This window comes from Phycicoccus sp. 3266 (genome assembly GCF_031456495.1).
Lineage (GTDB): Bacteria > Actinomycetota > Actinomycetes > Actinomycetales > Dermatophilaceae > Pedococcus.
Window position 1 is genome coordinate 1,781,753 of record NZ_JAVDUW010000001.1, and the last position, 23,381, is coordinate 1,805,133.

The window sequence follows — 23,381 nt, forward strand, 5'->3', positions numbered from 1 at the left end:
GCCGGTATGCGCCACGTGGTGACGGCGGAGGACACGGCCAGGGCCCTCGGGAGCGGCGACGTCGAGGTGCTCGGGACGCCGCGGCTCCTGGCGTGGATCGAGGCGGCGACCGTCGAGGCGGCCGCCCACCACGTGCCGGAGGGCTCCACGAGCGTGGGCCGGTCGGTCGAGCTCGCGCACCGCAGACCCACCGCCGTGGGTGCCGCGGTCGAGGTCGTGGCCGACGACCCGGTGGTCGAGGGACACAGCCTCGTGTTCGACGTCCGGGCGGTGGACGACGAGGGCCGGCTCGTCGCCGACGGCCGGGTCACCCGCATCGTCGTCGACCGAGCCGGCTTCGACGCCTGACCCGGCCGGCCACCCGCCCCGACGGCGACCCGGCAGCCGCCCGGCATACGTGCACGCTCGTCTGCGCACAGACGCCCGGGTCACTGCGCGGTGAGCGAATCCCTGCGCAGTGACACGCAGGTGTGTGCACAGACCCGGGAGCGGCCACCCCGACCGGCGCGCACCTGCCACACTGGGGCGCGCCATGGCTGACCTGCACCTCACCTCGCCCGCCAACCCGCGCCTGAAGTCCCTCGCCGCGCTGCGCCGTCGCCGCGGCCGTGAGGAGTCCGGCCGCACGCTCGTCGAGGGGTACGAGGAGCTGTCGCTCGCCCTCGACGCCGGCGTGCTGCCCGAGTCGCTGTACTACTGCCCCGAGTTCATGCTCGACCCGGCGACGCAGATCCGCGTGGTCGACGAGGTCCGGGCCAGGGGCGTCGACACCGTGCAGGTGTCGCGGGCCGCGTTCGAGAAGGTCGCCTACCGGGAGGGGCCTGACGGCTTCCTCGCCGTGGTCCCGGCCGTGACCCGGACCTGCGCCGACCTCGAGCTCGGCGCGAGCGCGCTCGTCGTGCTCTGCCAGGGCGTGGAGAAGCCCGGCAACCTCGGCGCGATGCTGCGCACCGCCGACGCCGCCGGGGCCGACGCGGTCGTGGCGGCCGACCCGGTGACGGACTGGGGCAACCCCAACCTGGTCCGGGCGTCCAAGGGCACGGTCTTCAGCGTGCCGGTCGCCAGCGACAGCACCGAGGACACCCTCGCCTGGCTCGAGGCCCACGGCATCGCCCTCGTCGCGACGACGCCCGACACCGACCTGCTGCACACCGACGTCGACTACACCGGGCCCGTCGCGATCGCCGTCGGCGCCGAGAAGTACGGCCTCACCGACGAGGTGCTGGAGCGCGCGACACACCGGGTCCGGATCCCGATGGCGGGCAAGGCGAACTCGCTCAACGTGGCGACATCGGCCGCCATCGTCATCTACGAGGCGGTGCGCCAGCGCGGCCTGGCGGGAGCCTCGTCACACTGACCCCACCCGTGTCAGGAGCACTCCTGAGCGTGTGTCACGATGTCGGGTATGCGAGTTGACCACGTGTCGTATGCGGCGGAGCACGACGGTCTGCAGGCGACCGCGGAACGCCTGTCGAAGCTGATCGGTGTGGACCCCGTCGACGGCGGCATCCACCCGCGGTTCGGCACTCGCAACGTGATCCTGCCGCTGGCGCACGACCGCTACGTCGAGGTCGTCGAGGTGCTGGACCACCCCGCCTCCGACAAGGCGCCGTTCGGCCAGGCCGTGCGCGCCCGTTCCGAGAACGGTGGCGGCTGGCTCGGCTGGGTCGTCGCCGTCGACGACATCAAGCCCGTCGAGGAGCGGATCGGCCGCCAGTCGGTCGAGGGCAACCGCCACCGCCCCGACGGTGTCGAGCTGAAGTGGCGCCAGCTCGGGGTCAAGGGCCTCATCTCCGACCCGCAGCTGCCGTTCTTCGTGCAGTGGGAGGACCGGGCCCTGCACCCGTCCGTCGGTGCCCACACCGAGGTGACCATCGAGGGCCTGCAGATCGCCGGCGACCCGGCGCGCGTCCGCGAGTGGCTGGACCTGCCGCCGGAGGGCACCTCCACCGTCATCGACTTCACCTTCGTGGCGCCGCACGGCACCCCCGGGCTGCTCGCCGTCACCTTCGCGACCCCGACGGGCACCGTCACCGTCTGATCCGTACGTCGCCTCGACGCCCCGCCCGGTCCGACCGGCGCGGGGCGTCGTCGTTCCCTGGCCCGTCGCACCCCTGATCGGAGGTCTGCGCACAGACCAGCGTGTCACTGCGCGCGGATCCGCTCAGCGCGCAGTGACACGGACATGTGTGCACAGACCAGCGTGTTCGAGAGCGCGCGCGCCGGTGATCGCGGCCTCCGACCTCCAGGCCGTCTACGACGAACGCGCGACCCGGCCCCGTCACAGCCGCCCTACCGTGGGGAGGCCGGTCACGTGCCCCTGGCCGGCGCCAGCGCCCGAGCAGGAGGGGCCGTGGACGCGACGCCCGCACAGCCCGTGCCGCCGTCGGTGCGTGCCCAGGTCCTCGCCACCGAGCACTGGTCGCTGCTCGCGACCCGCAGCATGACGTGGTCGGAGGTCATGAGCCGCATCACGATCCACCTCACCGTCACCTCGGCCTCGCTGGTCGTCCTCGCCCTCGTCGCGCAGGCGACCGGCTTCGGGACCGGCTTCCGGGTCATGGCGATCGGGCTGGCGGCATACTCCCTCGTGCTCGGCACGCTCACCGCCGCCCGGGTGCACAACGCCAGCCACGACGACGCGGCCATGGTGCTCGGCATGAACCGGCTCCGCGCCGCCTACGTGGACCTCGACCCGGGCATCGCGCCGTACCTCGTCGCCGGGACGACGAGCGACCGCGAAGGCCTGATGCTCACCTACCTCATGGGTGCCCGGCGCTCGACGTTCAGCCACGTCGTGGCGAGCACCGCCATGTTCATGAACGCCGTGAACACCATGGTCGCCGGCACGTTGGGGGCCCTCGTCGCCTATGCCGTGGGCGCAGGTCCGGTCGTCACCAGCGTCGTCGGGGTGCTCACCGCACTGGCCCACCTGGGGGCCATGGTGGAGTGGGGCCGCCGGACGTTCGGGGTGGACCCGCCGGGTGCGGGCCAGGGCCGGGTGCCCTAGCTCGCGGGGGGTCGCTCCTGCTCGGTCACCAGCCCGCGGACCGAGGGCAGCTGCGCGAGCCCGTTGACGACCACGGAGAACACGAGCAGCGCCACCGCCCAGCCGTGGTGCCCGGCCACCCACAGCCCCAGCGACGCGAGGCCGAAGACCAGCACCTTGACCGCGGGGCGCACGACCGGGCCGCCCCAGCGCGCCCGCGGCGACGCGAAGGCCCACCACACGGCGACCACGAGCACCGGTGCGAGGACGGCCAGTGACCAGCCCCCGGCATACGAGCCCCACACCCCGGCGGCCACCGCGGCCAGCACCTCGTCGAGGAAGACGAGCGCCAGCACCAACCATCCCAGCGCGGCCACGCGCGTCCCCCTTCGTCCACCCGGCGCCGTCGGCCGGCTCGTGCGGTCAGTCGACGTCGAGCAGGTCGACGAGCTGCGGCGCCACGCCGACGTACGTCTGCGGCGTCATCGCCGAGAGCCGGGCGGCCACGTCGTCGGGCAGGCCGAGGCCGGCCACGAACGCGCGCAGGTCGTCGCCGGTGATGCGGCGGCCGCGGGTCAGCTCCTTGAGCCGCTCGTACGGGTTCTCCATGCCGGGAACCCCTTGTGCCCCCAGGGCTCGCATGGCCGACTGCACCGGCTCGCCGAGCACCTCCCAGTTGGCGTCGAGGTCGGCGGCCATGGCGGCGGGCACGGCGTCGAGCCCGGCCAGGCCGCGCAGCACGTTGTCGAGCGCGAGCAGCGAGTGGCCGAACGCCGTCCCGATGTTGCGCTGCATGGACGAGTCGGTGAGGTCGCGCTGCAGCCGCGACTGCACCAGCGTCGAGCCGAGCACGTCGAGCAGGGCGTTGCTGACCTCGAGGTTCGCCTCGGCGTTCTCGAACCGGATCGGGTTGACCTTGTGCGGCATCGTCGAGGACCCGACGGTGCCCTGGCCGCGCACCTGGGCGAAGTAGCCCATGGAGATGTAGGTCCAGACGTCGGTGCACAGGTTGTGCAGCACGCGGTTGAACCGCGCGACGTCCGCGTACAGCTCGGCCTGCCAGTCGTGGCTCTCGATCTGCGTCGTCAGCGGGTTCCAGTGCAGGCCGAGGGACTCGACGAACTCACGGCTCAGCGCCGGCCAGTCGGCCCCCGGCACGGCGGCGAGGTGCGCCCCGAAGGTGCCGGTCGCGCCGTTGAGCTTGCCGAGGTACTCGGCCCCGCGGATCCGGCGCAGCTGCCGGCCGAGACGGTGGGCGAGGACGGCGAGCTCCTTGCCCATGGTCGTCGGCGTCGCCGGCTGCCCGTGGGTGTGCGCGAGCAGCGGCACGTCGCGCAGGTCGGACGCCAACGTCGCGACGGCCTCGACGAGCTCGGTCGCCCGCGGGAGCCAGACCTGCTCGACCGCGCCCTTGACCATGAGGGCGTAGGAGAGGTTGTTGACGTCCTCGCTGGTGCAGCAGAAGTGGATCAGCTCGGCCAGGCCGCGGTCCTCGTCGGCCGGCGCGATGGCGGTCAGCCGCCGCTTGAGGAAGTACTCGACCGCCTTGACGTCGTGCTGGGTCTCGCGCTCGATCTCGGCCATCTCCGCGATCTGCGCCGCCCCGAAGTCCGCGACCACCGCGCGCAGCGCCGCCTTCTCGTCGTCGGTGAGTGCCCGCACGCCGGGAACGACGCCGTGGTCGGTGAGGAACACCAGCCACTCCACCTCGACCCGGACGCGCTCGCGGTTGAGCGCCGGCTCCGAGAGGTGGTCGACGAGGGGAGCCACCGCGCCGCGGTAGCGGCCGTCGAGGGCGCCGAGGGCGATGGGCGGGGTCGCGTCAGCAAGCGAGGCCATGGCCCACAGTCTCCCAGAGCGCCGGAGCGCGTATGCCGCGAGGTGCCGTCCGTGGGACGGGTCCCGGTGGCGGGTGGTCCCCGTCGCCGGCGGCCCCGCCGGCGGGCGTCTCGCACCGCGGTCCGCTGGGGGTGCCGCGCCCGGGCGCGCGGCATACGGTCGGGACCATGCGCTACACGACCCTCGGGAACTCAGGAACCGTCGTCTCCACCCAGTGCCTCGGCACCATGACCTTCGGGGCGGAGGCCGACGAGCAGACCTCCGGGCAGATCCTCGACGCCTTCGCCGAGGCGGGCGGGACGTTCCTCGACACCGCCGACGTCTACAGCTCGGGGACGTCCGAGGAGATCGTCGGCCGCTGGCTGAAGGCGCACCCGACCGAGGCCGGGCAGGCCGTCCTGGCGACCAAGGGCCGGTTCCCGATGGGCGACGGCCCGAACGACGTCGGCCTGTCGCGCCGCCACCTGCGCCGGGCGCTCGACGACTCGCTGCGCCGGCTCGGGGTCGAGCACATCGACCTCTACCAGATGCACGCCTGGGACGCGGTGACCCCGCTCGAGGAGACGCTGCGCTTCCTCGACGACGCCGTGGCCGCCGGGAAGATCGGCTACTACGGGTTCTCGAACTACCTCGGCTGGCAGGTCACCAAGGCGGTCCACGTCGCGCGCGCCCACGGCTGGGCGCCGCCGGTGACCTTGCAGCCGCAGTACAACCTGCTCGTCCGCGACATCGAGCACGAGGTCGTGCCCGCCTGCCTCGACGCCGGCATCGGCCTGCTGCCGTGGTCCCCCCTCGCCGGTGGCTGGCTCACCGGCAAGTACCAGCGCGACCAGCAGCCCGAGGGGGCGTCGCGCCTCGGCGAGGACCCGGAGCGCGGCATGGAGGCGTGGGGTCCGCGCAACAAGCAGGAGCGCACGTGGGCCGTCGTCGACGCGGTGCGCGAGGTCGCCGATGCCGTGGGCGCCAGCCCGGCGCAGGTTGCGCTCGCGTGGGTCGGCGCCCAGCCGGCCGTCACCTCGATCATCCTCGGCGCGCGGTCGGTCGAGCAGCTGCGCGACAACCTCGCCGCCGCCGACCTCGACGTGCCGAAGGAGCACCTCGAGCGGCTCACCGAGGTCAGCGCGCCGCAGGCCGACGACTACCCCTACGGCACCGCCGGCGTCGCCCAGCGGGACCGCAAGCTCACCGGGGGCCGCTGATCCCTCAGTAGAAGCCGTACCGGTCCAGGGCCGGGACCAGCTCGTCCTCCTCGTAGGACAGGTGCTCGAGCAGCGACTGCGAGAGCCGGTCGACGACGCGCTGCAGCTCGGGGGTGCCGGACGCACCCGACACCAGGCCGACCAGGGCGTCGTCGAGCTGCTCGAGCACGTCGTGGATCACGACGTGCTCCTGCTCGAGCCGGTCGAGCACCGGGGTGAGGGCCGGGTCGCTGCGCCGCAGGTGCGGGAAGACCGACCGGTCCTCGAGGCCGTGGTGGCCGGTGACGAAGCGGCAGTACTGCTGGCAGTACGCGCCCAGCGTCCAGTTGTTCTGCCGCATGGTGAGCTCGTTGATCGCGTTGCGCGCCCTGTGGGCCTCCTCCTCGCCCGCCACCACCTGCTCGACGATGTCGCGCAGCCGCGCGAGCTCGGCGCGCAGGCCGTCGTGGACCTCCACGAGGTGGGCGCCCGCCCCCTCGTGCGCCGGGGCATCGCCCGACGCCCGGGACGCGCCCGAGCCGACGGGCTCGTGCACCACGGCCGGGGCCGGTGCGGCGTCCCGCCGGGTGCGCTCGTCCTCGACGAGCTCTCGGGTCGCCGGGGCCACCTCGGCGGCGAACCGCTGCACGTCCCGGACGGAGGCCACTGGGACGATGAAGGTGGACATCCCGTGCTCGAGCGCCAGCTCGGCCAGCTGCTGGGGCGAGGTGCCGGGGTCGACGTTGTAGAGGCGTCGCACGGCTGCCGGGTCGCGGCCGGCGCCGCGCGCCGCCTCGTCGATCGTCGCGTTCATGGCCGGGAGCTCGGCGGCCCCGGCATACCCCATCGACGGGAGCCAGCCGTCCGCGAGCCGGCCGGTGAGTCGGAGCATCCGCGGCTTGTACGCCCCGAGCCAGATTCCGACGGGGTGGGCGGGCGCCGGGCCGGAGTGCAGGCCCTTGACGCGGTAGTGCTGCCCGTCGACGGACACCGAGCCCCGCCCGGACCACACGCCGCGGATGACCGCGATGGCCTCCTCGAGGGCGGTCGTGGCCTCACCGGGCGTGCGCCGCGGGCCGCCGGCGGCCGCGATGGCGTCCCAGAAGGCGCCGGTGCCCAGCCCGAGCTCCACGCGCCCGCCCGAGAGCAGGTCGAGCGTCGCGGCGCTGCGGGCCAGGACCACTGGTGGCCGCAGGGGCAGGTTGGCGACGTTGAGGGCCACCCGCACCGTCGTCGTCCGCGCCGCGACCACGGACAGCAGGGTCCAGGCGTCGAGGTGCCGGGCGTTGTACGGGTGGTCCTGCACCGTCACGAGGTCCAGGCCGCTGACGTCGGCGGCCTCGCTCATCTCGAGGACGAGGTCGGCCGCCGCCGCGTCAGGGGTCGGGAAGATGCCGAACTCCAGCTGGTGTCCGTAGTCCGTCACGAGGTCCTCCCCGTCGTCGCCGTCGGTCCGGGTGCGGGCCGGCGTCAGTCCGAGGTCGACGCCGGTGCCGTGGGCTCACCGTAGGCGCTGGGTCGCTCGTAGTCGCCCAGAACCTCGGCCAGGGCCAGGTGGCGGCGGGCGTCGTCGTGGCGCTGCTGGCGCTGCAGCGTGCGGCCGAGCAGCAGGTGCAGGTAGCCGTCCGCCGGGCGCTCCTCCACCAGCTCGCGGAGCACGGCCTCGGCGCGCCCGAGCTGGGCAGAGCCGAAGTAGGCGCGGGCCAGCAGGACCCGCAGCTCGGTGGTGTCGTGCAGGACGTCGGCGTCGCGGGTCTGCGCGACGAGGTCGGCGAGCGCGCCGGCAGCGGCGATGTGGTCGCCGCGGTCGAACAGGCTGCGCGCCCAGGCGAGGCGGAGGGCGAACGGGCTGGTCGTGGTGGTCATGCCCTCACAACATAGTTGCGAATTCAACTATTCCGGTGGAGAGCCCGGCCCGCAGGGGCTGCGCCCGTGCGGCTCAGGCCGGCGTGGCTCCGCTCCCGGACATCCGCCAGCCGCCGCGCAGGATGAGGTCGACGAGTTCCTGGCGCTGCTCCTGGGTGAGGACGCGCTCGTCGTTGGCGTGGGGCTCATGCATGACCACGAGGGTACGAACCTCCTCGCCGACGACACGAACCGAGGAGGGTGGGGACGAGGGATCCCCGACCGAAGGGAGGAGGACGAGAGCGTCCGAACGTGGCCGAACCGGGCCGAACGGGCGGATTGCCGCCCCTGTCCCTCAGGTCCCGGTGGTCAGGAGCGCCCGTCGAGCTCGCGGCGGACGTGCTCCACGACCCCGTCCGCGGCCGCGGTCACCTCGGCATACGTCTGGTCGAAGGCGGACTCGTCCTCGCCGTACCAGGGGTCGTCCATGTCCAGGGTGCCCGCGCGCTCGGACTCGGGGTCGAACGAGCGGAGCATCCGGATCTTGTCGCGGTGCGCGTCGGTGCGGGCGAGCCGGTGCAGCTCGCGCGCGTGGCCGGAGTCCGCGGCGAGCACGAGGTCGACCTCGTCGAACCACGACCGCTCGAACTTGCGGGCCACGTGGTCGGCCCCGCCGAAGTCCTCGTGCCCGTTGCGCTCGAGGACGGCCAGGGTCCGGGGGTCCGCGGGGTTGCCGACCTCCCAGGAGTGCGTGCCGGCCGAGTCGACGACCACCCGGTCGCCGAGCCCCGCCTCGGTGAACCGCTCACGCAGGACGAACTCGGCCATGGGCGAGCGGCAGATGTTCCCGGTGCAGACGACGGTCACGCGGTAGGGACGGGAGGCGGTCATGCCTCCATTCAACAGGGAGCGGATGCGGGTCCCGCGGCCCGCCCCGGTTCAGCGCAGGGCGAGCAGCAGGAGCGCGACGGGCGTGGCGAGGACGGCGAGCGCGAAGGCGGTCATGAGGGCGCGCAGCCACCGCGGCGCCTCCTCCTGGCTGAGCAGCTCCATCCGCGCCCGGGTCGCCGACGTGCTGCCCGGGTCGGCCGCGCCGAGCGCCGCGGACGGGTGGTGCCCGCTCGCGAGCGTGACCAGCGCGCGGGCCAGGGGCACCTCGCCGACGGCCCGACGGGCGGCCCGGTCGGCGAGCACCTCGACGAGCAGCCGTACCTCCCGCAGGGCCTCGGGGGCTCGCAGTCGCTCCGGGGCCGAGCGGTGCAGCACCGTGAAGAACTCGAGGACGAGGTCGTGCCGGGCGCGCAGGTGGGCCTGCTCGTGCGCCAGCACGGCCGCCAGCTCCTGGGGTGGCAGCGCCTGCAGCGCCCCCTCGCTGAGCACCACCCGCCGCCGCAGCCCGGGCAGGCAGTATGCCGTGGGCGTGGGGTGCGCCAGCACGCGCAGCTCGGGCGCGTGGCCGCCCGTGGTCACCGAGGCCGCGGAGCGCGGCGGCTCGGTGCCCAGCACGTCGACGAGCTGGCGGTGGCGCCGCCGGTCGGCCCGGATGCCGGTGCCGACCCGGTGGCCGGACCAGAGCAGCCGCGCCAGGACCGCGACACCGATGAGGGTCGCCACCGGTCCCCACCACGAGGGTCCACCGGTCGCCCACGCCGCGGGCGCGACGGCGAGCGCGGAGAGAACCGCGGCGAGCGAGACCGCCTGCCAGACGAGCAGCGCCTCCAGCGGAGCACGCCGGAAGCGCACGAGCGGAGCCATGACCCGTGGGGCGGGACCGGCGAGCAGGACCGCGAGCACGGCCAGGGCGGCCGGAGCCAGGGCGAGGCTCAGCGCGACGCCCCCGGTCCGCGCCTCGACCCGCCCTCGCCGGTGCCCGAGTGACGGGCCTCGACCTGCGCGAGGGCCACCTTGAGGTCCTCGATCTCGTCGGCGGTGGCGTCGTCGAGGAAGTGCAGCATCGCGGCACGGCGGTCCTCGCCGGCCATGCCCTGCAGCTGCTCGCGCATCGTCGCCGCGGTGAGGGCCTCACGGCTGCTCGAGGGGGCGTACCGGTAGGCCCGCCCGCTGCGCTCCTGGGTGAGCAGGCCGGCGTCCGCGAGCCGGCCCATCACGGTCATGACCGTCGTGTACGCGATGCGGCGGCGGGCGACGATCGCCTCGTGGACCTCGCGGACGGACACGGAGGGGTGGCCGGCGTCGACCGCGGACCAGATGGCGTCCATGACGGCGCGCTCGAGGTCCCCGAGCTGGTTCATGGCCTTGTGCGGCATGGCTACCTCATCCTCCGGCGACCGCAGGGACGCGGCCACCCAGGTCAATGATGCCGTCTGCACCGGAGAGGCCTTCCGGCCGGTGGCTCACCACGACGACGGTGCGGTTCCCGCGGGCGCGCAGGAGGTCCTCGAGCACCGCGACGGCCGTCGGGTGGTCGAGGTGGGCGACCGGCTCGTCGAGCAGCAGGACGGGTCGCCCGGACAGCAGGGCGCGGGCGATCGACAGCCGGGCGCGTTCGCCGCCGCTGAGCCCACGACCCCCGGAGCCGAGCCCCGTGTCCAGCCCGTCGGCCAGTCCGGTGCGCCAGTCGCGCAGACCAGCCGCGTCGAGGGCGGAGACCGTCTCTGCGTCGGTGGCGCCCGGACGGGCGAGCCGCAGGTTCTCCCGCAGGGTGGTGGCGAAGACGTGCGGCTCGTCGTCGACCACGGCGAAGAGCGACCGGACGTCGGCCAGCGGCAGCCCGAGGGCGTCGGTGCCGTCGACGCTGTAGGTGCCGTCCTGCGGGTCGAGCTGCCGGGCGAGCACCGCCAGCACGGTCGACTTGCCGCAGCCGGACGGGCCGGTCAGCGCGACGACGGAGCCAGGTGCGAGCTCGAGGTCGACCGGGCCGGCCGCGCGGCGGTGCCCGTCCCACGAGGCGGTGACACCGCTCAGCCGCAGCCGCGGCGGTGCCGAAGGCGGCATCGCCGAAGCGGCCCGGTCGGTGGCGTCCCCCGGCGCGCGGGCGGCTGCGGCCACCGCGGGCGTTTCCTCGGTCAGGGCGTCGAGCCGGCGGCCCGCGGCGCGGGCGCTCGCCAGGGCGCGTGCGGCGTCCGGCAGCGGGCTGAGCACCTCGGCGAGCGCGAACGGCGCCAGCACCACGAGGGCCAGCACCGGCGTGGGTCGGTCGCTGCCGGTGGCGACGAGCGCCGCCACGAGGGTGGCGACCGCGGTGGCGACCGGGATGGCCGCGGCAGCGCCGGCGCGCCCGCGGCTCTGCCGGCGCACCGCCGCGGCCAGGGCGTCGTGGGCATCTCCCAGCCACCGAAGGGCCGACGGCCCGGCGCCGACCGCAGCCAGGTCCAGGGCCTGGCTCGCGGTGAGCTCCGCGGTCGCCGTCGCCTCGGCGCGCGCCCGGACGAGGTCGTCGTGCCCCCGCTCCTCGACGAGCCAGGCGAGTCCGGTCGTGGCTGCTGCCACGACGAGCAGCCCTGCCACGGCGACGCCGGCCCACGGCTCGACCACGCCGCAGAGGACCGCGGTGAGGACCCCCGTGACCGCCGTGGCGACGAACGGCACGGCCACCCGCACCTGCGCCTCGACCCGGTCGGTCAGGTCGTCCACGATCCCCGAGAGCATGGCCGCCCGACCGTGCCGCACGAGGCGGGCGGGCGTCAGCGGCACCAGCGCGGCATACAGGCGGGTGCGCTCGGTGGCCAGCTCGTCGAGGGCGGCGTCGTGCGAGCGGAGCCGCTCGGCATACCGGAAGACCGGGCGGGCGATGCCGAAGGTGCGCACCGCCACGATCGCGGTGAGCAGGGTCAGGATCACCGGGCGCTCGCTGGCGCGCACGATGAGCCAGCCGGACGTGGCGGTCAGGGCCACCCCGGACGACAGGGCCGCCGCGCCGAGCACCCCGGCGCCGACGGTGCGGGGGGTGAAGAGCCTCATCGGACGAGCACCGCCCGGGCCTGGGGGTGCTCCGCGCCGAGGTGGACGTGGGAGTCGGCGAGGGCGACGAGCTCCGGCCGGTGGGTCACGGCGACGACGCAGCGAGAGTCGGCCAGCGCGCGGATCGCCTTGTGCGCCATCGCCATCGAGTCGTCATCCAGGTGTGCGGTCGGCTCGTCGAGCAGGACGACCGGTGCGTCGCCGAGCGCCGCGCGGGCCAGGACGAGGCGTGCCCGTTGCCCCGCGGACAGGCCGCGCCCGTCGTCGCCGAGCCGGGTGTCGAGGCCCTGCGGGAGGGCGGCGACCACGCCGTCGAGGCCGACCGCCCGCAGCGCCGACCACACGGCGTCGGCCGGGGTGTCGGGCCCCGTGCCGAGCGTGAGGTTCTCGCGCACGGTGCCCGCGGTGAGGAAGGGCCGCTGCGTGACGAGGTGGGTCGCGGGCGCCCGGACCACCCCGGCGTCCGGCGTGCGGAGCCCGGCCAGCAGCTCGAGCAGCGTCGTCTTGCCGATGCCCGACGGGCCGGTCACCGCGGTGAGGCCGGGTCCGGCGTCGAGGTCGAGACCGGTGAGGGTCGGGCGGTCCGCGCCGGGGTGGGTGTACGCGAGGCCGCGCACCGAGATGCCCGGCACCGTGGGCACGGGCGGTTCCGCGGGCCCGGCCTGCGGGTCGTCGCCGGCGAGCTCCCGCGTCGCGTCGGCGAGGGCCTGCGCGCCGTCGGCGGCGTTGTGGAACTCGGCGCCCACCCGGCGCACCGGCCAGTACGCCTCGGGCGCGAGCAGGATCGCGAGCAGGCCGGTGGACAGGTCGACGGTGCCGTGGGTCAGCCGGATGCCGACGAACACGGCCACGATCGCCACGCAGATGCTGGCGAGCAGCTCCAGCGCGGCCGAGCTGAGGAAGGCCAGTCGCAGCGTCGCCATCGTGGCGACCCGGTGCCGCTGGCTGACCGCGCCGACGACCTCGACCTGGCGCTCGCCGCGGCCGTACGACACCAGGGTCGGCAGGCCTCGCACGACGTCGAGGAAGTGGCCGCTGAGACCGGCGAGCGCCTGCCACCGCCGCTGGGTCGCGTCCTGCGTCGTCGCACCGATCAGGGCGGCGAAGACCGGGAGCAGCGGCAGCGTCAGCACCACGACGAGCGCGCTGAGGGGGTCGACGACCACCATGACCACGACCGCGAGGGCCGGGACCACCGCGGCGGTGACCAGCGCGGGCAGGAAGCGCGCGACGTACGGCTCGACGCTCGCCGACCCCGACGTGGCGAGCGTGACGGCGGTGGCCGGGTCCGGGCGTGTCTCGACCGGTGCGCCGAGCCAGCGCGCGACCAGGCGGTGCCGCAGCGCCGAGCTCACCGTCGTCCCGGCGCGCGCCGCGACCCGCTCACCGGTGTGGGCGAGCAGGCCGCGGACCACGAACAGAGCGACGAGGTATGCCGCGGGCTCGGCCAGCGAGGTGCCCCTCACCACCGCGACGACGACGGCGGTGAGGGCGAAGGCGGTGGCCACGGTGGCCACGCCCGAGGCGATGCCGACTGCCGCGAGGACGGCGAGGGGCCGCCGGGCCTCGGGGACGGTGCGCAGGAGCTGGGGGTCGAACGGACGCATCGACAGCCAAGCCCTCAGTGCATCGCGGGCGCGGGGATGTGCTGGGTCCCGATCCGCTTGCGGAAGACCCAGTACGTCCACGCCTGGTAGGCCACGACGAGCGGCGTGAAGACGACCGCGACCCAGGTCATGATCGTCAGCGTCCGGTCGGTGCTCGAGGCGTTGGCGGTCGTCAGGGACCAGGCGGCGTTGGTCGTGCTCGGCATGACGTCGGGGAACAGCAGGAGGAAGTACGTCGCCACGGCCATCGCGATGGTGACGAACGTGCCGGTGAAGGCCCAGCCCTCGCGACCGCGGGCCCCGGCGGCCAGCGCGCCGAGCAGCGCCCCGGCGGCCAGCACGGTGGTCGCCCAGGACCAGCCGTCGCCCTGCTGGAAGCCCAGCACGCCCAGCAGCGCCACGGCGAGGACCGCGGTGACGGCGCCGGTGCGGATCGCGATCCGGCGGGCGTCCTCGCGGATGTCACCGGTCGTCTTCAGGGCGGTGAAGAAGGCGCCGTGGGTGAGGAAGAGCCCGAGCGTGACCAGGCCGCCGAGGAGCGACAGCGGGTTCAGCAGGGTGAACAGGTTGCCCGTGAACTCCTTGTTCGCCGCGATCGGCAGGCCGCGCACGACGTTGGTCAGGGCGACGCCCCAGAGCAGTGCCGGCACGACCGACCCGGCCACGATCGCGACGTCCCAGCGCCGGCGCCACTGCGCGTCGTCCCTCTTGCCCCGGTAGTCGAACCCGAGGTTGCGGACGATGAGCGCCACGAGGATGAGCAGCAGCGGCAGGTAGAACGCGCTGAACATCGTGGCGTACCAGTGCGGGAAGGCCGCGAAGGTCGCGCCACCGGCGGTGAGGACCCACACCTCGTTGCCGTCCCAGACCGGGCCGATCGTGTTGACCAGGACCCGGCGGCGCTTCTCGGTGTCCTCGGCGTCACGGCCGCGGCCGAGGACCGGCAGCAGCATGCCGACACCGAAGTCGAAGCCCTCCAGGACGAAGTAGCCGGTCCACAGGACGGCGATGAGGATGAACCAGACGGTGCTGAGCTCCATGACGGATTCCGTTCTCGTGGTTGGGGTCTCAGTACGCGAACGCCAGCGGGGCGTCCTCGTCGGTGGACTCGGGGGTGGCCGGCTCCTCGAACGGCGGGGCGCCGGCCCGCAGGTAGGTGAGGAAGAGCTTGACCTCGACGACCGCGAGCACGCCGTAGAGCAGCGTGTAGACGACCATCGACGTGACGACCTCCCCTGCCGACACCGAGGGCGAGACGCCCGTCGCGGTCGACATCACGCCGAAGACGAGCCAGGGCTGGCGGCCGACCTCGGTGAAGATCCAGCCGAAGCTGTTGCCCAGCACCGGGAGCAGCGGCGCGGCGAGGACGAGCCAGTGCCACCAGCGCGCGCGCGGCACGCGGTCGCGCCGGGTGGTCCACAGCGTGGCGACGGCGATGAGGGCGGCCAGGACGCCGACGCCGATCATGAGCCGGAACGCCCAGTACGACAGGGGGATGTTGGGCGCGTAGGTCGCGTCCATGGTGAGCGGGTTGCCGGCGAACTGCGTCGCGTACTGCGCCTTGAGGTCGTTGATGCCCTGGACGCTGCCGTCGAAGCGGCCGGTCGCGAGGAAGCTCAGCAGGCCGGGGACGGTGATCGAGAACTTCTCGTGGCTGCCGTCGAGCGACCCGACGGTGAAGAGGCTGAACGGCGCGTTGCCGGCGGAGGAGGTGTAGAGCGCCTCGGCGGCCGCCATCTTCATCGGCTGGACCTCGGTCATGATCTTGCCCTGGATGTCACCCGTGACCGAGACCGCGAGGCCGGCGACCAGGGTCACCCACGCGCCGAGCCGGGTCGACCGGCGGTACATCGGGGCGTCCTCGCCGACGTCCGCGCGCCGCAGGTGCCACAGCGAGACGGCCATGACCATCGCGCCGCCGACCATGTACGCCGCCGTGACCACGTGCGGGAACGTCACGAGCTGCACCTTGTTGGTCAGGACGGCGACGAAGTCGGTGAGCTCGGCCCGGTGGGTCTGCGGGTTGTACCGGTACCCGACCGGGTGCTGCATGAACGAGTTGGCGGCGAGGATGAAGTACGCCGACAGCAGGGTGCCGACGTGCACGATCCACATCGTCGCGGCGTGCAGCTTCTCCGGGATCCGGCCCCAGCCGAAGATCCACAGCCCGAGGAAGGTCGACTCGAGGAAGAACGCGAGCAGCGCCTCGATGGCCAGCGGCGCCCCGAAGATGTCACCGACGAACCGGCTGTAGTCGGACCAGTTCATGCCGAACTGGAACTCCTGCACGATGCCGGTGACGAGCCCCAGGGCGAAGTTGATGGTGAAGAGCTTCCCGAACAGCTTGGCCAGCCTCAGGTCGTCCGGGCGGTGCCGTCGGACCCACGCCGTGTGGTACCACGCGACCAGGGCTGACAGCCCGATCGTGATGGGCACGAAGAGGAAGTGGTACACGGTGGTGATGGCGAACTGCCACCGCGCGAGGTCGAGGTTGTCCATCGGGGACTCTCCGGGGCTCGTCGGGTCGAGAAAGGCGTGCTGCGGACGCCGAACTACTACGTTCCGTAGTAAATACTACGCCTCGTCGTAGATAGGTTGGCAGGGCCGAAGGTCCCGGGCGGCTGTGACCTGCGGCACCTCCTCGAGCGCACCGGCTTACTAGGGTCGCCGGTATGCCGCGTGCCCGCCGTCCGCTCGTTCTCGTCCCCGCCCGGTTTGCGGCCGTGATCGACGGCCGCGAGCGGCCGGGCGTCTTCGCGCCCCGCACGCTGGTGGACGCCGTCAGCCGGGCCGGCGGCGAGCCGGTGCTGGCCTGGCCCGACACGGCCGAGCGTGCCGAGGTCCTCGTCTCAGTCGCGGATGCCGTTGTCCTGCAAGGCGGCGACGACCTCGACCTGCGGCCGTTCGGTGTGACCGAGGTCCACCCGCGCGAGGTCCATCCGCTGCCGGAGCAGGACGCTGCGGACGTCGCGGTCACGCGGGCCGCGCTCGCCGCCGGCCTGCCGGTGCTGGCCATCTGCCGTGGCATGCAGGTCCTCAACGTCGTGCTGGGCGGGACGATCCACCAGCACTACGACGAGACCACGGTGGCGCACGCCAGCAACCCGCACGACGTCGACGTCGTCCCGGGCACCCTGCTCGAGTCGGTCGTCGGGCCCGGCGCGCGCGGCGGTTGGTCGAACCACCACCAGGCCTGCGACCGGCTGGCCGACGGCATGGTCCTGTCGGCGACGACTCCCGACGGTTGCGTCGAGGCCTTCGAGTCGACCGACGGGTCGGTCCTCGCGGTGCAGTGGCACCCCGAGGTGGACGCCGAGCGCGTCCCGCACCAGCAGGCGCTCTTCGACTGGGTCGTGCGTGCCGCCGGCCGGACCGCCTGAGACGGACCGCCTGAGACGGACCGCCTGAGACGGACCGCGTGAGACGGACCGCTCGAGACGGACCACCTGACACCCGAACTTCCACCGGCTGTCACCGGGGCGGCACCGGGAGTTGGGCCGCGGCGCTGAACTGCCGACGAGGGTGGGCGGGCCCGCGTGCCCGCCCCCACGGCATACCCGTCTCCCCGAGGAGTTCCCATGGTCGACCTCGACCGCCGCCGGTTCCTGCAGATCACCGGCGGCGCCGCCGCCCTGACGCTGCTGGACCAGAGCATCGCCCGCGCCGCCTCCATCCCCGCGAACCGGGCCACCGGCTCGTTGCGCGACGTCGAGCACGTCGTCGTCCTCATGCAGGAGAACCGGTCGTTCGAGCACTACCTCGGCTCGCTGCGCGGCGTCCGCGGCTTCGGCGACCCGCACCCGGCGCAGCTGCCCAGCGGCCGCTCGGTGTGGCACCAGTCCGACGGCACCCGCGAGTACCTTCCGTTCCACCCCAGTGCCGACGACCTCGGCGCGCAGTTCCTCGAGGGCCTGCCGCACGGCTGGACCGACGGGCAGGCGGCGGTCAACCGCGGCCACTGGGACGGCTGGGTCCCGGCCAAGGGGACGACGACGATGGCGCACCTCGAGCGCCGCGACGCCTCGTTCCACTACGCGCTGGCCGACGCGTTCACCGTGTGCGACGCGTACTACTGCTCGTTCATCGGCAACACCGACCCCAACCGCTACTACCTCTGGTCGGGCTGGACCGGCAACGACGGCAAGGGCGGCGGCCCGGTCCTCTACAACGACGAGCTCGGGTACGACTGGACGACCTACCCGGAGCGGCTCGAGCGGGCCGGCGTCTCGTGGAAGGTCTACCAGGACCAGGGCACCGGCCTGGACGCCCAGGGCTCCTGGGGGTGGACGTCCGACCCGTACATCGGCAACTACGGCGACAACTCGCTGCTGTACTTCAACGCCTACCGCAACGCGAAGCCGGGCGATGCCCTGTACGAGAAGGCGCGCCGGGGGACGAACGCAGCGGCCGGCGAGGACTACTTCGCCCAGCTGCGCCGTGACGTCCAGGCGGGGACCCTGCCGTCGGTGAGCTGGGTCGCCGCGCCCGAGGCGTTCAGCGAGCACTCGAACTGGCCCACGAACTACGGCGCCTGGTACCTCAGCAAGGTCCTCGACGCGCTCACGTCCGACCCCGAGGTCTGGAGCAGGACCGCCCTGTTCATCACCTACGACGAGAACGACGGCTTCTTCGACCACCTCGTCCCGCCGCACGCCACCAGCCCGGTGATCCCCGGCGCCTCGACCGTGCCCACCGACAACGAGTTCTACGACGGCACGCACGGCCCGGGCAGCTACGGCCTCGGCCCGCGGGTGCCGATGTTCGTGATCTCCCCGTGGAGCACCGGCGGCTGGGTCTGCTCGGAGACCTTCGACCACACCTCGGTGATCCGGTTCCTGGAGCAGCGGTTCGGGGTCGAGGAGCCCAACATCACGCCGTGGCGCCGGGCCGTGTGCGGCGACCTCACCTCGGCGTTCGACTTCTCCCGCACCGTGACCCGCGTGCCGGAGCTGCCGAGCACGGCGGCCTGGAAGCCGGCCGACGACGAGCGCCACCCGTCCTACAAGCCGGTGCCGCCTGTGACCGGGTCCCTGCCGCAACAGGAGCCCGGCACCCGCCCCGCCCGGCCCGTCGGCTACGACCTCGACGTCGTCGAGCAGCCCGTCCCCGGCCGGGTCGGCGTCACGTTCGTGAACCGCGGCCGGCTCGGTGCGCACGTGCAAGCGAGGCTCATCGCCCCCGCAGGCGACCCGCACAGCTACACCGTCGGCGCGGGCGACCGGCTCGCGGCGAGCTGGCCGGCCGGCGACGCGTACGACGTGCACCTGCACGGCCCCAACGGCTTCTTCCGCCGCCTGCGGGGCACGGGTGACGACTCTGTCCGGGTCCGGGTCGAGCCACGCGGTGGCCGCCGGCTCGGGGTCGTCGTCGACGCCCCGCGCGCTGTCGAGGTCGTGGTGCGCGACGGGTATGCCGGGACGCTGCGCCTGCGCGGCGGCCGGGCCGTGCTCGACACCACGGCGGCCTCGGGCTGGTACGACCTCACCGTCTCGGTGCCGGGGAGCGACTGGCTGCGCGCCTTCGCCGGGCACCTCGAGGACGGCCGACCCTCACGCAGCGAGCCCGCGCTCGGGGCCTGATGTCGGGGACCTCGTGGCCCGGTCTCCGGGACCGAGCCCCGGTCCCGCACGACGGCCGGGGGTCACGGACCCGCTCGGCGACCTCTCAGTCGGGGTAGCCGAGCGGGTTCTCCCGCTGCCAGTGCCACTGGTCGGCGCACATGTCCTCGATGGTCCGCGTCGCCTTCCAGCCCAGCTCGGCCTCGGCGCGCGACGGGTCGGCGAACGAGGCGGCGATGTCGCCCGCCCGGCGGCCGACCACCTCGTGCGGCAGCTCGTGGCCGCAGGCCTTCTCGAAGGCGTGCAGGACCTCCAGGACGCTCGTGCCGTGGCCCGTGCCGAGGTTCCAGGTGCAGACCCGCTCGTCGGTGGCCCCCAGCTTCGTGAGCGCGGCGATGTGCCCGGCCGCGAGGTCCTCGACGTGGATGTAGTCGCGCAGCGCGGTGCCGTCGGGGGTCGGGTAGTCGTCGCCGAAGACGCGGAGCTTGTCCAGCTTCCCGACGGCGACCTGCGCGATGAAGGGCATGAGGTTGTTGGGGATCCCGGACGGGTCCTCGCCGATCGTGCCGGACGCGTGCGCGCCGACGGGGTTGAAGTAGCGGAGCAGTGCGACCCGCCAGCGCTCGTCGGTGAGCGCGACGTCGCGCAGGATCTGCTCCTGCATCACCTTGGTCCAGCCGTAGGGGTTGGTCGCCGCGGTGGGCAGGTCCTCGGTGAACGGCGGCTCGGCCTTGTCCCCGTAGACCGTCGCCGAGGAGGAGAAGACGAGCTTGAAGCAGCCGTGGCGCTGCATGGCTCGGACGAGGGCGAAGGTCGAGTCGAGGTTGTTCTGGTAGTACTCCAGCGGCACCGCGACGCTCTCGCCGACGGCCTTGAGCCCGGCGAAGTGGATCACCGCGTCGAACTGCCGCTCGGCGAACAGCGACTCGGTCTTGTCGCGGTCGGTCAGGTCGAACGCGTGCACCTCGAGCGGCCCGCCGATGAGCGCCTCGAGCCGCGGCACGACCGTCGGCTTGGAGTTCGCGAAGCTGTCGACCACGACGACCTCGTGGCCGGCGGCGACGAGCTGGACGACGGTGTGGGAGCCGATGTAGCCGGCACCGCCGGTGACGAGGACGCGCATGGGGCAACCGTATGCCGCGCGGCGCCTGTGCGGCCACGCTCAACCGCGGAGGGAGCGGGACCTCCCCCGGAACTCGGCCACGACGGCGCCGTCGGACTCGCGGGTCACCGTCACGTCGGTGAGCCCGCTGCGCCCGTAGGCCGCCCGGGTGCGGCCCTCGGCCACGAGGACGTCGCCGAGCCGGGCCGAGGTGACGAAGGTGATGTCGGCGCCGGCAGCGACGGTGAGCCGGCCGCCGGAGTTGCAGACGAGGGCGAAGGTCGAGTCGGCGAGGGTGAAGATGAAGCCGCCGTGGGCGATGTCGTGGCCGTTGACCATCGCCTCCGTCACGGCCATGGAGACGACGGCATGGTCGGGCTCGATGGTGCGGGCCTGCATGCCGAGGCCGCGGCTCGCTCGGTCGTCCGCCCACATGCGCCGGACGTGGGTGAGGTCGGGTCCGTCCGCTGCGCCGTCGGTCATGGGGCCATCGTGGCGCACAGGTCGGGCGCCGACCCGCCGCCGCGCGGTCAGCGGACGGCGGCCTCCCTCTGGCACGATCGGGCCATGAACTTCCTGATCAAGATCGCGGTGAACGCCGTCGCCCTGTGGGTCGCCGCGTGGCTCGTGCCGGGCATCTCGTTCGGCGAGGGCAAGTTCGGGTCCAAGTTCGCGACCGTCCTTCTCGTCGCGCTGGTCTTCGGCCTCATCAACGCCATCGTCAAGCCGGTCGCCAAGTTCTTCAGCTTCCCGCTCATCGTGCTGACCCTGGGGCTGTTCACCTTCGTCGTGAACGCGTTCATGCTCCAGCTCACCGAGTGGGTGTCCGGGCCGTTGGGGCTGTCGTTCGTCATCGACCACTTCTGGTGGGACGCGATCCTCGGGGCCCTGGTCATCACCATCGTCTCGATGGTCCTCGGCTGGGTCCTCCCCGACGACGACGACTGACGCGCGTTCGTCCCACTTCTTGCCCGGTCGGCACCGGATCGGCGCCGGCGGCGGCCTGCCGAGGTCGTCGCCGGGCAAGAAGTCGCAGGTGGGGGGACCGTGGCCGGGCTCGCACGTGGGCCGGTGCCGCATACAGTGACGCCATGACCTCCAGCGACTCGGCCGCAGACGGCGGCGTCCGCCTGCGCGACGCCCTCGACCAGGTGCCCGCGTACGTCCCCGGCAAGCCGGCGGCCGCGCGCGAGGGCGTCACGGCATACAAGATCTCGTCCAACGAGAACCCGTACCCGCCGCTGCCGTCGGTCCTGGAGGTCGTCCGCGACGCAGCCGGCTCGATCAACCGGTACCCCGACATGGCCGTCGGCGAGCTGTCCCAGGCCATCGCCGACCGGCTCGGCGTCCCGGTCGAGCACGTCGCCACCGGCACCGGCTCGGTCGGCGTCCTCGGCCAGGTCATCCAGGCGACCTGCGACCCCGGCGACGAGGTCGTCTACGCGTGGCGCTCGTTCGAGGCGTACCCCATCGTCACGGCGCTCGCCGGCGCGAAGTCGGTCCAGGTGGGCCTGGACGACCACGCCCGGCACCGGCTCGACGCCATGCGCGCGGCGATCACCGACCGCACCAAGGTCGTCATCGTCTGCACCCCCAACAACCCCACCGGCACGGTGGTCACGCACACCGAGCTCGCGGCGTTCGTCGAGTCCGTGCCGCGCACCGTGCTCGTGGTGATCGACGAGGCGTACGTCGAGTTCGTCACCGGCGAGGACGCGCCCCGCAGCCTCGAGCTCTACCGCGAGCACCCCAACGTCATGGTCCTGCGCACCTTCTCCAAGGCGTACGGCCTGGCCGGCCTGCGCGTCGGGTATGCCGTGGCGCACGAGCCGGTCGCGGGCGCGCTGCGCAAGACGGCCGTGCCGTTCGGCGTGAACTCGCTCGCGCAGGCGGCGGCCGTCGCCTCCCTCGGCGCCTTCGACGAGCTCAAGGAGCGGGTCGACGCCCTCGTGGCCGAGCGCACCCGGGTCGTCGAGCTGCTGCGCGGCCAGGGCTGGTTCATCCCCGACACCGAGGCCAACTTCGTCTGGTTCGCCCTCGGCGACCGCTCGGCCGAGTTCGCCCAGGCGGCCCAGGAGGCCGGCCTCACCGTGCGCCCGTACGGCAACGACGGCGTGCGCGCCACCATCGGCGAGACCGAGGCCAACGACGCGCTCGTCGAGGTCGCGGGCCGGTTCCTCACGGACCACCCCGCCTCCTAGGGTGGGGGCCATGGTCGACACCTGGCTCCCCCCGTACCTCGCCTCTCCCGACCGCTACGGCCCCATGCCGTACCGCAAGGTCGGCCAGTCGGGCCTGCGGCTGCCCGCGGTCAGCCTCGGCCTGTGGCACAACTTCGGCGACGACAAGCCGTTCGAGACCCAGCGCGCCATCCTGCGCCGGGCCTTCGACATCGGGATCACCCACTTCGACCTGGCCAACAACTACGGCCCGCCCTACGGCGCCGCCGAGACCAACTTCGGCCGCCACCTGCGCGACGACTTCCGCCCGTACCGCGACGAGCTGGTCATCTCCTCCAAGGCCGGCTGGGACATGTGGCCCGGCCCGTACGGCGACGGCGGCTCGCGCAAGTACCTCGTGGCGAGCCTCGACCAGACGCTCAAGCGCACCGGCCTCGACTACGTCGACATCTTCTACAGCCACCGCCCCGACCCCGACACCCCGCTCGAGGAGACGATGGGGGCGCTCGCCTCGATCGTCCAGCAGGGCAAGGCGCTGTATGCCGGTATCTCCAGCTACGGCCCGGAGCTCACCGCCCAGGCGGCGGACCTCCTGCGCCAGATGGGCGTCCCGCTGACCATCCACCAGCCCAGCTACTCGATGCTCAACCGCTGGGTCGAGGGCGGCCTGCTCGACACCCTCGGCGAGCGCGGGGTCGGCTGCATCGCGTTCAGCCCGCTGGCGCAGGGGATGCTCACGGACAAGTACCTGGGCGGGATCCCCGAGGGGTCCCGCGCCAGCCAGGGCAAGTCGCTGTCGCCCGACCTGCTGACCGACGAGGCGCTCGCCCACGTCCGCAAGCTCAACGACCTCGCCCAGGAGCGCGGGCAGTCCCTCGCGCAGATGGCGCTGTCGTGGGTGCTGCGCGACGAGCGGGTCACCTCGGTGCTCATCGGCGCGTCCAGCGTGGGCCAGCTCGAGGACTCGGCCGCGGCCGTGGCGAACCTGCGGTTCAGCGACGCCGAGCTCGAGGAGATCGACCGCGACGCCGTCGAGGCGGGCATCGACCTCTGGCGCACCCAGTCCCAGCTCAGCTGACCGGACCGGGCTGACCGGGTCGGGCCGACCGGGCCGGGACTGACAGGGGTGGGCCGGCTGACCGGTCGCGACCTGATCGGCGCG

The 23,381-nt window shown here is 73.4% G+C and carries 23 protein-coding genes; 10 read left to right on the forward strand and 13 right to left on the reverse strand.

Annotated features, from left to right (window positions below; all coding sequences use genetic code 11):
* Positions 1-6: 6 nt before the first annotated feature.
* The 4 genes from J2X64_RS08580 (at position 7) to J2X64_RS08595 (ending at position 3,010) form a co-directional block, all read left to right on the forward strand.
* Positions 7-348: a thioesterase, FlK family gene (locus J2X64_RS08580; protein ID WP_310152401.1), complete on the forward strand. Its 342-nt coding sequence runs from the start codon at positions 7-9 to the stop codon at positions 346-348.
* 184 nt (positions 349-532) lie between these two features.
* Complete coding sequence (locus J2X64_RS08585) at positions 533-1,357, forward strand: RNA methyltransferase (protein ID WP_310152404.1); 825 nt, start codon at positions 533-535, stop codon at positions 1,355-1,357.
* A 48-nt stretch (positions 1,358-1,405) separates the two neighbouring features.
* A complete protein-coding gene (locus J2X64_RS08590; RefSeq protein ID WP_310152406.1) occupies positions 1,406-2,041 on the forward strand; it encodes a VOC family protein in 636 nt (211 codons plus the stop codon).
* A 312-nt stretch (positions 2,042-2,353) separates the two neighbouring features.
* The gene (locus tag J2X64_RS08595) at positions 2,354-3,010 is read left to right on the forward strand and encodes a hypothetical protein (protein WP_310152409.1); all 657 of its coding nucleotides are present in this window, start codon (positions 2,354-2,356) and stop codon (positions 3,008-3,010) included.
* On the opposite strand, the gene J2X64_RS08600 is transcribed toward J2X64_RS08595, so the two are convergent.
* The gene (locus tag J2X64_RS08600; protein WP_310152411.1) at positions 3,007-3,366 is read right to left on the reverse strand and encodes a DUF2568 domain-containing protein; all 360 of its coding nucleotides are present in this window, start codon (positions 3,364-3,366) and stop codon (positions 3,007-3,009) included. The genes J2X64_RS08595 and J2X64_RS08600 overlap by 4 nt on opposite strands.
* A 46-nt stretch (positions 3,367-3,412) precedes the next feature.
* Positions 3,413-4,828, reverse strand: coding sequence for an adenylosuccinate lyase (gene purB / locus J2X64_RS08605; protein ID WP_310152413.1), 1,416 nt, complete (start codon positions 4,826-4,828; stop codon positions 3,413-3,415).
* Positions 4,829-4,995: 167 nt separating this feature from the next.
* Here purB and J2X64_RS08610 point away from each other — a divergent pair, with 167 nt between their 5' ends.
* Positions 4,996-6,027, forward strand: a complete 1,032-nt coding sequence (locus tag J2X64_RS08610; protein WP_310152419.1) for an aldo/keto reductase — start codon at positions 4,996-4,998, stop codon at positions 6,025-6,027.
* Positions 6,028-6,031: 4 nt separating this feature from the next.
* Here J2X64_RS08610 and J2X64_RS08615 read toward each other — a convergent pair whose 3' ends face one another.
* The 9 genes from J2X64_RS08615 to J2X64_RS08655 form a co-directional block, all read right to left on the reverse strand.
* Positions 6,032-7,432 carry an LLM class flavin-dependent oxidoreductase gene (locus J2X64_RS08615; protein ID WP_310152422.1) on the reverse strand — a complete coding sequence of 467 codons (1,401 nt, stop codon included), beginning with the start codon at positions 7,430-7,432 and terminating at the stop codon, positions 6,032-6,034.
* 44 nt (positions 7,433-7,476) lie between these two features.
* On the reverse strand, positions 7,477-7,872 hold the full coding sequence (locus J2X64_RS08620) for a tetratricopeptide repeat protein (RefSeq protein ID WP_310152425.1): 396 nt from the start codon (positions 7,870-7,872) through the stop codon (positions 7,477-7,479).
* A 348-nt stretch (positions 7,873-8,220) separates the two neighbouring features.
* Complete coding sequence (locus tag J2X64_RS08625) at positions 8,221-8,742, reverse strand: low molecular weight protein-tyrosine-phosphatase (protein ID WP_310152427.1); 522 nt, start codon at positions 8,740-8,742, stop codon at positions 8,221-8,223.
* A gap of 48 nt (positions 8,743-8,790) precedes the next feature.
* Positions 8,791-9,606 (reverse strand): M56 family metallopeptidase, encoded by an 816-nt coding sequence (locus J2X64_RS08630; protein ID WP_310152429.1) that lies wholly within the window; start codon positions 9,604-9,606, stop codon positions 8,791-8,793.
* A 68-nt stretch (positions 9,607-9,674) separates the two neighbouring features.
* Complete coding sequence (locus tag J2X64_RS08635) at positions 9,675-10,118, reverse strand: BlaI/MecI/CopY family transcriptional regulator (RefSeq protein ID WP_310152432.1); 444 nt, start codon at positions 10,116-10,118, stop codon at positions 9,675-9,677.
* A gap of 7 nt (positions 10,119-10,125) precedes the next feature.
* Positions 10,126-11,772 carry a thiol reductant ABC exporter subunit CydC gene (gene cydC / locus J2X64_RS08640; protein WP_310152434.1) on the reverse strand — a complete coding sequence of 549 codons (1,647 nt, stop codon included), beginning with the start codon at positions 11,770-11,772 and terminating at the stop codon, positions 10,126-10,128.
* Positions 11,769-13,379, reverse strand: a complete 1,611-nt coding sequence (gene cydD / locus J2X64_RS08645) for a thiol reductant ABC exporter subunit CydD (RefSeq protein WP_310152436.1) — start codon at positions 13,377-13,379, stop codon at positions 11,769-11,771. The genes cydC and cydD overlap by 4 nt, the downstream gene beginning before the upstream one ends.
* A gap of 14 nt (positions 13,380-13,393) precedes the next feature.
* Positions 13,394-14,419, reverse strand: coding sequence for a cytochrome d ubiquinol oxidase subunit II (cydB, locus tag J2X64_RS08650; RefSeq protein ID WP_310152438.1), 1,026 nt, complete (start codon positions 14,417-14,419; stop codon positions 13,394-13,396).
* Positions 14,420-14,447: 28 nt separating this feature from the next.
* The gene (locus J2X64_RS08655) at positions 14,448-15,878 is read right to left on the reverse strand and encodes a cytochrome ubiquinol oxidase subunit I (RefSeq protein WP_310152441.1); all 1,431 of its coding nucleotides are present in this window, start codon (positions 15,876-15,878) and stop codon (positions 14,448-14,450) included.
* Positions 15,879-16,051: 173 nt separating this feature from the next.
* Between J2X64_RS08655 and J2X64_RS08660 the strand changes: the two genes are divergently transcribed.
* Together J2X64_RS08660 and J2X64_RS08665 are read left to right on the forward strand one after the other, a co-directional pair.
* Positions 16,052-16,759, forward strand: coding sequence for a gamma-glutamyl-gamma-aminobutyrate hydrolase family protein (locus tag J2X64_RS08660; RefSeq protein ID WP_310152444.1), 708 nt, complete (start codon positions 16,052-16,054; stop codon positions 16,757-16,759).
* Between the two features lie 198 nt (positions 16,760-16,957).
* Positions 16,958-18,958: a phosphocholine-specific phospholipase C gene (locus tag J2X64_RS08665; RefSeq protein WP_310152447.1), complete on the forward strand. Its 2,001-nt coding sequence runs from the start codon at positions 16,958-16,960 to the stop codon at positions 18,956-18,958.
* Positions 18,959-19,043: 85 nt separating this feature from the next.
* Here J2X64_RS08665 and galE read toward each other — a convergent pair whose 3' ends face one another.
* Positions 19,044-20,060, reverse strand: coding sequence for a UDP-glucose 4-epimerase GalE (gene galE / locus J2X64_RS08670; RefSeq protein ID WP_310152450.1), 1,017 nt, complete (start codon positions 20,058-20,060; stop codon positions 19,044-19,046).
* A 39-nt stretch (positions 20,061-20,099) separates the two neighbouring features.
* Positions 20,100-20,522: a hydroxyphenylacetyl-CoA thioesterase PaaI gene (paaI, locus tag J2X64_RS08675; protein WP_310152453.1), complete on the reverse strand. Its 423-nt coding sequence runs from the start codon at positions 20,520-20,522 to the stop codon at positions 20,100-20,102.
* Positions 20,523-20,606: 84 nt separating this feature from the next.
* On the opposite strand from paaI, the gene J2X64_RS08680 reads away from it, so the two are divergent.
* The 3 genes from J2X64_RS08680 to mgrA all read left to right on the forward strand — a co-directional run bounded on the left by J2X64_RS08680 (position 20,607) and on the right by mgrA (position 23,297).
* Positions 20,607-20,987, forward strand: coding sequence for a phage holin family protein (locus tag J2X64_RS08680; protein ID WP_310152456.1), 381 nt, complete (start codon positions 20,607-20,609; stop codon positions 20,985-20,987).
* Positions 20,988-21,130: 143 nt separating this feature from the next.
* Positions 21,131-22,240: a histidinol-phosphate transaminase gene (hisC, locus tag J2X64_RS08685; protein ID WP_310152459.1), complete on the forward strand. Its 1,110-nt coding sequence runs from the start codon at positions 21,131-21,133 to the stop codon at positions 22,238-22,240.
* Positions 22,241-22,250: 10 nt separating this feature from the next.
* The gene (gene mgrA / locus J2X64_RS08690) at positions 22,251-23,297 is read left to right on the forward strand and encodes an L-glyceraldehyde 3-phosphate reductase (RefSeq protein WP_310152462.1); all 1,047 of its coding nucleotides are present in this window, start codon (positions 22,251-22,253) and stop codon (positions 23,295-23,297) included.
* Positions 23,298-23,381 lie beyond the last annotated feature (84 nt).

Coding starts and splice junctions, on each gene's coding strand:
- J2X64_RS08620 (WP_310152425.1), bottom strand. CDS start 7,872: ATGACCACCACGACCAGCCCGTTCGCCCTCCGCCTCGCCTGGGCGCGC.
- J2X64_RS08635 (WP_310152432.1), bottom strand. CDS start 10,118: ATGCCGCACAAGGCCATGAACCAGCTCGGGGACCTCGAGCGCGCCGTC.
- J2X64_RS08580 (WP_310152401.1), top strand. CDS start 7: ATGCGCCACGTGGTGACGGCGGAGGACACGGCCAGGGCCCTCGGGAGC.
- J2X64_RS08660 (WP_310152444.1), top strand. CDS start 16,052: ATGCCGCGTGCCCGCCGTCCGCTCGTTCTCGTCCCCGCCCGGTTTGCG.
- cydC (WP_310152434.1), bottom strand. CDS start 11,772: ATGAGGCTCTTCACCCCCCGCACCGTCGGCGCCGGGGTGCTCGGCGCG.
- J2X64_RS08655 (WP_310152441.1), bottom strand. CDS start 15,878: ATGGACAACCTCGACCTCGCGCGGTGGCAGTTCGCCATCACCACCGTG.
- J2X64_RS08625 (WP_310152427.1), bottom strand. CDS start 8,742: ATGACCGCCTCCCGTCCCTACCGCGTGACCGTCGTCTGCACCGGGAAC.
- hisC (WP_310152459.1), top strand. CDS start 21,131: ATGACCTCCAGCGACTCGGCCGCAGACGGCGGCGTCCGCCTGCGCGAC.
- mgrA (WP_310152462.1), top strand. CDS start 22,251: ATGGTCGACACCTGGCTCCCCCCGTACCTCGCCTCTCCCGACCGCTAC.
- J2X64_RS08630 (WP_310152429.1), bottom strand. CDS start 9,606: ATGGCTCCGCTCGTGCGCTTCCGGCGTGCTCCGCTGGAGGCGCTGCTC.
- purB (WP_310152413.1), bottom strand. CDS start 4,828: ATGGCCTCGCTTGCTGACGCGACCCCGCCCATCGCCCTCGGCGCCCTC.
- J2X64_RS08610 (WP_310152419.1), top strand. CDS start 4,996: ATGCGCTACACGACCCTCGGGAACTCAGGAACCGTCGTCTCCACCCAG.
- cydD (WP_310152436.1), bottom strand. CDS start 13,379: ATGCGTCCGTTCGACCCCCAGCTCCTGCGCACCGTCCCCGAGGCCCGG.
- J2X64_RS08585 (WP_310152404.1), top strand. CDS start 533: ATGGCTGACCTGCACCTCACCTCGCCCGCCAACCCGCGCCTGAAGTCC.
- galE (WP_310152450.1), bottom strand. CDS start 20,060: ATGCGCGTCCTCGTCACCGGCGGTGCCGGCTACATCGGCTCCCACACC.
- J2X64_RS08665 (WP_310152447.1), top strand. CDS start 16,958: ATGGTCGACCTCGACCGCCGCCGGTTCCTGCAGATCACCGGCGGCGCC.
- J2X64_RS08680 (WP_310152456.1), top strand. CDS start 20,607: ATGAACTTCCTGATCAAGATCGCGGTGAACGCCGTCGCCCTGTGGGTC.
- paaI (WP_310152453.1), bottom strand. CDS start 20,522: ATGACCGACGGCGCAGCGGACGGACCCGACCTCACCCACGTCCGGCGC.
- J2X64_RS08590 (WP_310152406.1), top strand. CDS start 1,406: ATGCGAGTTGACCACGTGTCGTATGCGGCGGAGCACGACGGTCTGCAG.
- cydB (WP_310152438.1), bottom strand. CDS start 14,419: ATGGAGCTCAGCACCGTCTGGTTCATCCTCATCGCCGTCCTGTGGACC.